This window comes from Microbacterium sp. HMH0099 (assembly GCF_049384025.1).
In the GTDB taxonomy this organism is placed as follows: Bacteria; Actinomycetota; Actinomycetes; order Actinomycetales; family Microbacteriaceae; genus Microbacterium.
The window spans coordinates 160,897-171,310 of sequence record NZ_JBMRJR010000003.1 but is presented as its reverse complement, the minus strand read 5'-3'; the positions used below and the strand labels follow the sequence as shown (position 1 = coordinate 171,310).

At 73.7% G+C, this 10,414-nt stretch carries 9 protein-coding genes; all 9 read left to right on the top strand.

Translation table 11 applies throughout. The features are described from left to right. Window positions 1-24: 24 nt before the first annotated feature. The 9 genes from ACO03V_RS08005 (at window position 25) to ACO03V_RS07965 (ending at window position 10,373) form a co-directional block, all read left to right on the top strand. Window positions 25-885: an ABC transporter ATP-binding protein gene (locus ACO03V_RS08005; RefSeq protein ID WP_423137225.1), complete on the top strand. Its 861-nt coding sequence runs from the start codon at window positions 25-27 to the stop codon at window positions 883-885. After that, a complete protein-coding gene (locus tag ACO03V_RS08000; protein WP_423137224.1) occupies window positions 882-1,922 on the top strand; it encodes an aliphatic sulfonate ABC transporter substrate-binding protein in 1,041 nt (346 codons plus the stop codon). Before ACO03V_RS08005 ends, ACO03V_RS08000 begins: the two co-directional genes overlap by 4 nt. Then, a complete protein-coding gene (locus ACO03V_RS07995; RefSeq protein WP_423137223.1) occupies window positions 1,922-2,770 on the top strand; it encodes an ABC transporter permease in 849 nt (282 codons plus the stop codon). Before ACO03V_RS08000 ends, ACO03V_RS07995 begins: the two co-directional genes overlap by 1 nt. Continuing rightward, on the top strand, window positions 2,767-4,779 hold the full coding sequence (acs, locus tag ACO03V_RS07990; RefSeq protein ID WP_423137222.1) for an acetate--CoA ligase: 2,013 nt from the start codon (window positions 2,767-2,769) through the stop codon (window positions 4,777-4,779). The genes ACO03V_RS07995 and acs overlap by 4 nt, the downstream gene beginning before the upstream one ends. Window positions 4,780-4,799: 20 nt before the next feature. Next, a complete protein-coding gene (locus ACO03V_RS07985; protein ID WP_423137221.1) occupies window positions 4,800-6,113 on the top strand; it encodes an O-acetylhomoserine aminocarboxypropyltransferase/cysteine synthase family protein in 1,314 nt (437 codons plus the stop codon). Beyond that, window positions 6,110-6,676: a CoA-binding protein gene (locus ACO03V_RS07980; RefSeq protein ID WP_423137220.1), complete on the top strand. Its 567-nt coding sequence runs from the start codon at window positions 6,110-6,112 to the stop codon at window positions 6,674-6,676. Before ACO03V_RS07985 ends, ACO03V_RS07980 begins: the two co-directional genes overlap by 4 nt. A gap of 143 nt (window positions 6,677-6,819) precedes the next feature. Beyond that, entirely contained in the window at window positions 6,820-7,074 is a 255-nt protein-coding gene (rpoZ, locus tag ACO03V_RS07975; protein WP_387053881.1) for a DNA-directed RNA polymerase subunit omega, read from the top strand. A 95-nt stretch (window positions 7,075-7,169) separates the two neighbouring features. Next, the gene (gene metK / locus ACO03V_RS07970) at window positions 7,170-8,363 is read left to right on the top strand and encodes a methionine adenosyltransferase (protein ID WP_367726801.1); all 1,194 of its coding nucleotides are present in this window, start codon (window positions 7,170-7,172) and stop codon (window positions 8,361-8,363) included. A 27-nt stretch (window positions 8,364-8,390) separates the two neighbouring features. After that, on the top strand, window positions 8,391-10,373 hold the full coding sequence (locus ACO03V_RS07965) for a primosomal protein N' (RefSeq protein WP_423137219.1): 1,983 nt from the start codon (window positions 8,391-8,393) through the stop codon (window positions 10,371-10,373). Window positions 10,374-10,414 lie beyond the last annotated feature (41 nt).

Below are 10,414 nucleotides of genomic sequence, written 5' to 3'. Positions count from 1 at the left end.
GCACGACCTCGCCATGCTGAGGGAATGCCCCCCGCCTCCGCCCTCTCCGCCGTGCCCGCGGACGGCACGCGTCCCGGCGCCGCCTCCTCGGCGCGGCCGGGCGCCGTCGCCCTGCAGCAGGTCGGCCGGACGTTCCCGACGGCGCAGGGTCCGCACGCGGTCCTGCGGGGCGTCGACCTCGATCTGACCGGCGGCGAGATCGTCGCGGTCATCGGCCCCTCGGGCTGCGGCAAGTCGACCCTCCTGCGTCTCCTCGGGGGACTGGATGCCGCCACCTCCGGCCGCATCACCGTCGACGGCACCGCGGTGCGCGACACCGACGACCGCACGGCCGTGGCGTTCCAGGAGCCCCGTCTGCTCCCGTGGCGCACCGTCGCCCAGAACGTCGCCCTCGGCCTGCGTCGCGGCGGCGACCGCACCGCCGTGGACGCCCGCGTGGCGGAGCTGCTCGCCCTCGTGGGCCTGGAAGCCGCCGCGACGCGCCGGCCGCGCGAGGTGTCGGGCGGGATGGCCCAGCGGGCGTCGCTCGCCCGTGCGCTGGCGCGCGACCCCGAAGTACTGCTGCTGGACGAGCCGTTCGGCGCGCTGGACGCGCTGACGCGGCTGCGCATGCAGGACCTCCTGCTCGAGGTGCACGCCGCCCGTCCGACGACCGTCGTGCTCGTCACGCACGACGTCGAGGAGGCCCTCTACCTCGCTGACCGGGTCGTGCTGCTGCGCGCCCTCGGCGACGACCCGGCCGTCCCCTCCGTCGTGAGCGTCACGACGGTGCCCGGCGGCCGCCCCCGCGACCGCGCGGCCCACGACTTCACCCGTCTGCGCTCCGAGCTCCTCGCGGGGCTCGGGGTGACGCCCTCCCACCCCCATCCTCAGGAGACCCGATGAGCACCCTGTCCCGCCGTATCGTCCCCGCGACCGCGATCGCCGGGGCGATGATGCTCCTGCTCTCCGGGTGCCTCGCGGGCGAGAACGCCTCGAGCGCGCCCGCGGCGGCCGGCTCCGCCGAGGGCGCGGAGTGGTCGACCGACTCGCTGTCGCTGGACTTCGCGACCTACAACCCGCTGAGCCTCATCGTCCGCGATCAGGGCCTGATCGAGGAGGCCCTCGGCGACGGCGTCACCGTCGAGTGGGTGCAGTCGGCCGGGTCGAACAAGGCCAACGAGTTCCTCCGCGCCGGGTCGATCGACGTCGGCTCGACCGCCGGCTCCGCGGCGCTGCTCGCCCGCGCGAACGGCTCGCCCATCAAGGTCATCGACATCTACTCGCAGCCGGAGTGGTCGGCCCTCGTCGTCCCCGCCGACAGCGACATCACCTCGGTCGCCGACCTGGCCGGCAAGTCCGTGGCCGCGACCCCCGGCACCGACCCCTACTTCTTCCTCCTGCAGGCGCTCGAGACCGAGGGTCTGGGCATCGGCGACGTGCAGCTGCAGAACCTGCAGCACGCCGACGGCCGTGCCGCCCTCGAGGCCGGCTCGGTCGACGCCTGGGCGGGTCTGGATCCGATCATGGCGGGCGCCGAGGCCGAGTCCGGCGCGAAGCTGCTCTACCGCAACGTCGACTTCAACTCGTACGGCTTCCTCAACGCGACCGAGGACTTCATCGACAACCACGGCGACGTCGCGCAGGTCGTCGTCGACGCCTACGAGGAGGCCCGCGCCTGGGCGCTGGAGAACCCCGAGGAGACGGCGGCGCTGCTCGCCGAGGTCGCCGGCATCGACCCGTCCGTGGCCTCGACGGTCATCACGGAGCGCTCGAACCTCGACGTGAGCGGCGTCCCCGGCGACGACCAGCTCGCCGTGCTGGAGGTCATCGCGCCCGTGCTCGTGGACTCCGACGCCGTCCAGGGCGGCGATCAGGCCGTGCAGGACGCGCTGGAGTCGATCGTCCACGACGAGTTCGCCCGCGCCGCCACCTCGTCCTGATGACGGAGTACGGCTACGGTCTCGGCGTGGCGACCTCGAGCGAGGGCGTCTCGACGCTCGACCGCGCGGACAGGCTCGCGACGCGGCCGTTCTGGCGCCGCCCGGTCGTGCAGATCGCGGGCGGCCTCCTCCTGCCCGCGTCGCTGCTCCTCGCCTGGCAGCTGAGCACCGCGCTGGGGCTCGTACCGGTGTACCGGCTCCCGCCGCCGGCCTCGGTCGTCACCGCGGCGATCGACCTCGCCGCGTCGGGGGAGCTGTGGCTGAACATCGCCATCTCGGTGCAGCGCGTGGTCATCGGCTTCGCGCTCGGGGCCGTCGTGGGACTCGCGGTCGCGGCCCTCGTGGGCCTGACCCGCGCCGGCGACGTCCTGCTCTCGCCGACGCTCGCGGCGATCCGCGCCATCCCCTCGCTCGCGCTCGTCCCGCTGCTGCTGCTGTGGATGGGGATCGGCGAGGACTCCAAGGTCACGCTCATCGCGATCGGCGCGTTCTTCCCCGTCTTCACCACGGTGTCCAACGCTCTGCGGCACGTCGACGCGCACCTGGTCGAGATGGGCCGCTCGTTCAGCCTGCGCGGTTGGACCCTGTTCCGCACCGTGCAGCTGCCCGCCGTCATCCCGTCGCTCATGTCGGGGCTGCGGCTCGCGATGGCCCAGGCGTGGCTGTTCCTGGTGGCATCCGAGCTCCTGGGGGCCGCGATGGGGCTGGGCTTCCTGCTCACCCTGTCGCAGCAGAACGGACGCGTGGACCGCATCCTGCTCACGATCGCGCTGCTGGCGCTGCTCGGCGCGCTCTCGAACGCGCTGCTGAGCCTCGTCGAACGACGTCTTCTGCGGAGGTGGACATGACCGACGTCGACACCGAGGCCCGTCTGCACGAGCTGCGGACCTTCCCGGCTCCGGATGCCGTGGCCGCGCTCGCCAACGTCGGCTCCGAGGCCTACGGGCGCGCGGCCGCCGACCCCCTCGCGTTCTGGGAGGCGGCGGCGCACCGGTTGGACTGGCGCACCCCCTGGCACACCACGCTGGACTGGCGTCCGCCGGTCGTCGGGGACGACGGCGAGCTTTCCGTCCCGGCGGCGCGCTGGTTCGACGGCGGACGACTGAACGTGGCCGAGAACTGCGTCGACCGGCACGTGCGCGCCGGTCGCGGGACGAAGGTCGCGCTGCACTTCGAGGGCGAGCCGGGCGACCGCCTCACCGTCACCTATGCGGACCTGCAGCGGCGGGTGGCGCAGGCCGCCAACGCCCTGACCGCGCTGGGCATCGGCCCGGGGGACCGGGTCGTCGTCTACCTGCCCGTGCTCGTCGAGACCGTCGTCGTCACGCTCGCGTGCGCTCGCATCGGCGCCGTGCACTCGCTCGTGTTCGGCGGCTTCTCCGCCGAGGCCCTCCGCTTCCGCCTCGAGGACACCGGCGCCAAGCTCCTCGTCACCACGGACGGGCAGAACCGTCGGGGGGCGGCCGTCGAGGTGAAGTCGATCGCCGACGTCGCGGCATCCGGTCTCCCCGCCCTCGAGCACGTGCTCGTCGTCCGGCGCACCGGCAGCGACGTGCCGTGGACGCCGGGACGCGACGTGTGGTGGCACGAGACGGTCGACGTCGCCGCGGACACGCACGAGGCCGAGGCCTTCGACGCCGAGCACCCGCTGTTCATCATCTACACCTCGGGCACCACGGGGAAGCCGAAGGGGCTCGTGCACACGGCCGGCGGCTACCTCACGCACGCGAGCTGGGCGCACTGGGCGCACTTCGACGCCAAGCCCGACGACGTGCACTGGTGCACGGCCGACCTCGCCTGGGTCACCGCGCACACGTACGAGATCTACGGCCCGCTCTCGAACGGGCTCACGCAGGTGATCTACGAGGGCACGCCGGATGCGCCGCACCGCGAGCGGCACCTCGAGATCATCGAGCGCTACGGCGTGACCGTCTACTACACGGCGCCGACGCTGATCCGCACGTTCATGTCGTGGTTCGGCGACGACGTGCCCGCGGGGCACGACCTGTCGACGATCCGCCTGCTCGGCACCGTCGGCGAGGCCATCAACCCCGCCGCCTGGGTCTGGTTCCGCCGCAACTTCGGCCGCGACGAGGTCCCCGTGGTCGACACGTGGTGGCAGTCCGAGACGGGCGCGGCGATGATCGCCCCGCTTCCGGGGTCGACGACGCTCAAGCCCGGCTCGGCGACCGTGCCCCTGCCGGGCATCGACGCGACCGTCGTGGACGACGCGGGCGCCGAGGTCGAGCCCGGGCGCTCGGGGGCGCTCGTCGTCCGCCGGCCGTGGCCGGGGATGGCGCGCACGGTGTGGGGCGACCCGCGCCGCTACCGCGACGCCTACTGGTCCGCGTTCGCCGGGCACGGACCGCACGGGGGCTACTACGTCGCCGGAGACGGGGCGACGCGCGACCGGGACGGCTACATCTGGATTCTCGGTCGCCTCGACGACGTCGTGAACGTGTCGGGCCACCGCCTCTCCACGATCGAGATCGAGTCGGCCCTCGTGGCGCACGACACCGTCGCCGAGGCGGGGGTCGCGGGGGTGGGGGACGCCGTGACCGGCCAGGCCGTCGTCGCGTTCGTCGTGCCCGCCGGCGACGGGCGGCCCGACGAGGCGGCGCTCCGGGCCGAGGTCGCCCGCGCGATCGGTCCGGTGGCCAAGCCGCGGCACGTCGTCGTGGTCCCCGATCTGCCCAAGACCCGCTCGGGTAAGATCCTCCGACGCCTCCTCGCCCAGCTCTGGGAGACCGAGCGCGACCGCCGGGAGGGCCGGACCCCCGCCCCCCTCGGCGACACGACCTCCCTGCAGAACCCCGACGCCGTCGCCCGCATCGCGGACGTCCTCGCCGACGCCTGACACCCCCCGAGAGAGATCCGATGACCGACGAACACCAGTTCGGATTCCGCACGCGCGCCCTGCACGCCGGCGGCACCCCCGATGCCGCGACGGGTGCCCGCGCGGTGCCGATCTACCAGACCACGTCCTTCGTCTTCGACGACGCGACGGATGCCGGCAACCTCTTCGCCCTGCAGAAGTACGGCAACATCTACTCGCGCATCGGCAACCCCACGGTCGCCGCGCTCGAGGAGCGACTGGCCTCGCTGGAGGGGGGCATCGGCGCGGTGGCGACCGCGTCGGGCATGAGCGCGGAGTTCATCACCTTCGCGGCCCTGGTCGGAGCGGGCGATCACGTCGTGGCATCCGCCCAGCTCTACGGCGGGACCGTCACCCAGCTCGACGTGACCCTCCGCCGGTTCGGCGTCGAGACGACGTTCGTGCCCTCCAGCGACCCGGCCGACTACGCCGCGGCGATCCGCGCCGAGACCAAGGTGCTTTACGTCGAGACGATCGGGAACCCCTCCGGCGAGATCGCCGACATCGAGGGGCTCGCCGAGGTCGCCCACGCGGCGGGGATCCCGCTCGTCGTGGACTCGACCCTCGCCACCCCCTACCTCGCCCGGCCCCTGGAGCACGGCGCCGACATCGTCATCCACTCGGTGACGAAGTTCCTCGGCGGCCACGGCACGACCCTCGGCGGCGTCGTCATCGAGAAGGGCACGTTCGACTGGGGCAACGGCAAGTTCCCGCAGATGACCGAGCCGGTCGCGTCCTACGGCGGCATCAAGTGGTGGGACAACTTCGGCGAGTACGGCTTCCTCACCAAGCTCCGCACCGAGCAGCTGCGCGACATCGGCCCCGCGCTCAGCCCGCAGTCGGCGTTCCAGCTCCTGCAGGGCGTGGAGACCCTGCCGCAGCGCGTCGACGCGCACCTCGCGAACGCCCGCGTCGTGGCGCAGTGGCTCAAGGACGACCCCCGCGTCTCGTTCGTCACGTGGGCGGGCCTGCCGGACCACCCGCACCGCGCCCGCGCGGAGAAGTACCTGCCCCTCGGACCGGGCTCGGTGTTCGCCTTCGGCGTGCGCGCCGACGACCCGGCCTCCGCCCGCGCGGCGGGGGAGGCCGTGATCGACGCGCTGCAGCTCGCCTCGCACCTGGCGAACATCGGCGACGCCCGCACCCTCGTCATCCACCCGGCCTCGACGACGCACCGTCAGCTCACCCCCGAGCAGCTGACCGCGGCGGGCGTCCCCGCCGACCTCATCCGCATCTCCGTGGGACTGGAGGACCCCGAGGACATCCTCTGGGACCTCGACCAGGCCCTCACCGCCGCGACGGGAGCCACCCGATGACCGATGCGTCCTGCGCCCTGCCCCCGGTGGACGCCTGCGCCCTCCCGGGTGCCGCCGCCGTCCCCGCCGACCCCGCCCGCACCTTCACCGCGCCCGGCGCGCAGGAGCGGTTCGAGATCCTGCGCGCGGCCCGCTCCGTCGCGATCGTCGGCGCGTCGGACAACCCCGCCCGGGCGAGCTACTTCGTCAGCACGTACCTGCTGAGCAGCTCGCCGTACGACGTCTACTTCGTCAACCCGCGCGCGGACAGCATCCTCGGCCGCCCCGCGTACGCGTCGCTGGCCGACCTGCCCGTGACGCCTGACATCGTCGACGTGTTCCGCCGGCACGACGACTTGCCGGGCGTCGCGCAGGAGGCCGTCGACGCCGGTGCGAAGACCCTCTGGCTGCAGCTGGGCTCGTGGCACGAGGGCGCGGCGGAGATCGCGCGCGACGCCGGGCTGTCCGTCGTCATGGACCGCTGCGTCAAGATCGAGCACGCCCGCTTCCACGGCGGCCTGCACCTGGCCGGCTTCGACACCGGCGTGCTCAGCTCCAAGCGTCAGCTGCTCTCGCGCCGCTGACGCCGTCGCCGTGTCGACGGCGGCCGTCCGGGACACTCGAACGGACGCCGCCGTCGCCGGCCCGTCGGCGCTGTAGACTAGGGGGATGCTTCGGCGCCTCGCGCGCCGCATCCACCGAATCCCGCCGAACCAGGAGGTTCCCCATGGCCGGACGCGACCAGGGCATCATCGACCCGCCCATCGACGCTCTCCTCGACAAGGTCGACTCGAAGTACCAGCTCGTGATCTACGCATCCAAGCGTGCGCGTCAGATCAACGACTACTACTCGGACCTGCACGAGGGGAACCTCTTCGACAACGTGGGCCCGCTCGTGGACTCGACCGTGGAGGACAAGCCCCTCACGATCGCGCTGCACGAGATCCACGAGGACAAGCTGCGCCTGCGCCCCACGGAGTGACCTCCGTCACGGTGTGACGCATGCCCCGGGCGGTGTCCGCCGTCCGGGGCATACTTGTGCCCGTCCCCCTGCCCGCCAGCATCCCGGGAGAAGTCTTGACCGACCTGCGCCTGTTCACCTCCGAGTCCGTCACCGAGGGGCACCCCGACAAGATCTGCGACCAGATCTCGGACAGCATCCTCGACGCGATCCTCACCGAGGACCCGGGCGGCCGCGTCGCCGTCGAGACCCTCGTCACGACGGGTCTCGTGCACGTGGCCGGCGAGGTGTCCACGAGCGCCTACGTCGAGATCCCCGCGATCGTCCGCGACGTCGTCAACCGCATCGGCTACACGTCGAGCGAGACCGGCTTCGACGGGGAGTCGTGCGGAGTGAGCGTGTCGATCGGCGCCCAGTCGTCCGACATCGCCGCGGGCGTCAACAAGGCGTTCGAGCAGCGGGAGCGCGGCTCGGTTGACCCGCGCGACCTGCAGGGCGCCGGCGACCAGGGCATCATGTTCGGCTTCGCCACGAACGAGACCCCGCAGCTCATGCCGATGGCGGCGTGGACCGCCCATCGCATCGCGGAGCGCCTCGCGGCCGTGCGGCGCGACGGCACGCTGCCGTTCCTGCGGCCCGACGGCAAGACGCAGGTGACCCTCGGCTACGACGGGCTCGTCCCGCGCACCGTCGACTCCGTGGTGCTCTCGACGCAGCACCACCCCGACATCTCGCAGGAGGAGCTCCGCGCCCGCGTGCAGGCCGAGGTCATCGACCCCGTCCTCCGCGACACGGGCCTCGACCTGCCGGACGTGCAGTACTACATCAACCCCGCGGGCCCGTTCGTCATCGGCGGCCCGAAGGGCGATGCCGGCCTGACCGGCCGCAAGATCATCATCGATACCTACGGCGGGGCGTCCCGTCACGGCGGCGGGGCGTTCAGCGGCAAGGACCCGTCCAAGGTCGACCGCTCGGCCGCCTACGCGATGCGCTGGGTCGCCAAGAACGCCGTCGCGGCCGGCCTCGCCGACCGTCTCGAGGTGCAGGTCGCCTACGCGATCGGCAAGGCGAACCCGGTCGGGCTTTACGTCGAGTCGTTCGGCACCGCGCACGTCGCGGACGAGACCATCGTCCGCGCCATCCGCGAGGTGTTCGACCTGCGCCCGAAGGCGATCATCGACCAGCTCGACCTGCTGCGCCCGATCTACGCGCAGACCGCCGCCTACGGCCACTTCGGCCGCGAGCTGGCGGACTTCACCTGGGAGCGCACGGACCGCGTCGACGAACTGCGCACGGCCGCCGGGCTCTGAGGTGGGCGCGCCTCCGGGCGGTGCGCGATGAGCGCGCGTCGGGTCGCGCGGGTCCAGCTGGACTCGCCCGTGCCGCAGCTCGACCGGCTGTTCGACTATGCGGTGCCGCACGCCCTCGTGGGCGAGGTGGTCCCCGGCATCCGGGTCAAGGTCCCCTTGCGCTCCGCCGGCCGGATGATGGATGCCTTCGTCGTCGAGGTCGTGGCCGACGACGGCACCGAGCGGCCCCTGTCCTCCGTCGAGGCGGTCGTGTCGCCGATGCCGGTGCTGCCGGACGCGCTGTACACGCTCGCACGCCGCGTGGCGGACCGGGCGGCGGGATCCGTGAGCGACGTCCTGCGACTTGCGGTGCCCAAGCGCATGGTGCGCGCCGAGAAGGCCTGGGCGGCCGCGCCCCCGCCCGAGACGCCCGTCGTCGACGCGGACGCCCTCGCGCGCGCCGACGCCCTGCTCGCCCCGTACATCGGCCTCACGACCGCGCTGGACGCGGGGGAGCGGCTCGCCCTCGATGCGCCGCCGTTCCCGGCCGGTGACCTGCCGCGCGGCGCCTGGGCGGATCTGCTCGCCGCGGCGGCCGTGCACACGCTCGCCGGGGGCCGCAGCGCCGTCCTCGTCGTCCCGGATTACCGGGACCAGGCGCAGCTGCTCGCGGCCCTGGCGGACCTCGCCCCGGCGGAGGCGATCGTCCGCGACGACGCGGACCAGTCCGGCCCCGCCCGCTACGCGCAGTACCTGCGCACGCTCGCCCCGGTTCCGTGCATCGTCGTCGGGCGGCGCTCCGGCGTGTACGCGCCCGCCCACGGGACGGGACTCGTCGCGATCTGGGACGACGGCGATTCGCTCCTCGCCGAGCCGCTCGCCCCGGGCGTGCACGCACGCGACGCCGCGCTCGTCCGTCAGGAGCTGGAGGGGTCCGCCCTGCTCTTCGCCGGGCACACGCGCACCACCGACGTGCAGCGGCTCGTCGACGTCGGCTACGTCCGCGAGGTCGCCCCGGCTCGCCGCCCGAGCCCGCGCGTGGTGCTGAGCGCCACCCGGGAGGGGGAGCAGCGGCAGTCGCGCGTCCCGTCGTCGGCGTTCGCGGCGGCGCGCGTGGCGCTGGCGGAGGGGCCGGTGCTCGTGCAGGTCGCCCGGCCCGGTTACGCGCCGTCCCTCGTCTGCGCGGACTGCCGTCGCCCGGCGCGCTGCGCGCACTGCGCGGGACCGCTGCGCGCCGCCCGGCCCGGGGCGCTCCCCGTGTGCGCCTGGTGCGGGCGGAGCGCCCACGCGTGGACGTGCGGGCACTGCGGATCGGCCAAGCTGCGCATGGCGTCCTCGGGCAGCGAGCGCACCGCGGACGAGCTCGGCCGGGCCTTCCCGGGGACCCGGGTCATCGTCGCCGACGGTGCCCACCCGGTGACGGAGGTGGATGCCGCCCCCGCCCTCGTGATCGCCACGCGCGGCGCCGAGCCACTCGCCCGCGGCGGCTACCGCGCCGTCATCCTGCTCGACGGCGACCGCATGCTGCAGAACGAGGCGCTGCGGATCGGGGAGCACTGCCTCCGCTGGTGGTCCAACGCCGCCGCCCTCGCCGCCCCCGGCGCTCCCGTGCACCTCGTCGGCGTCGCCGGACCCGTCGCCCGCGCGCTGGCGACCTGGACCCAGCCGGCCTATGCCCGGTCCGAGCTCGCCGACCGGGCGCCGCTGCGCATGCCCCCCGCCGTCCGCGTCGCCAGCGTCGACGGACACGCCCGGAGCGTCGACACCCTGCTCGCGTCGCTCCGCGAGAGCGTGCCCGCGCTGGACCCCCTCGCGATCCTGGGTCCCGTCGACACCTCGACCTCGCCGGACACGGCGACGGCCCGCGCCCTCGTGCGGTTCGACTACGCCCACGGGCGTGCGGTCGCGGAGGCGCTGCGGGCCGGGGTCATCGCCGACGCCCTGCGTGCCCGCAAGTCGACCAAGGATCGCGGCCCGAAGCCGCGCAATACACTCAGAGTCCGGCTCGACATCCCCGAGCCCGACCTCTGAGCGGTGGCATCCATCGCTCGACCCGCCCCGGTCCCGCCCGT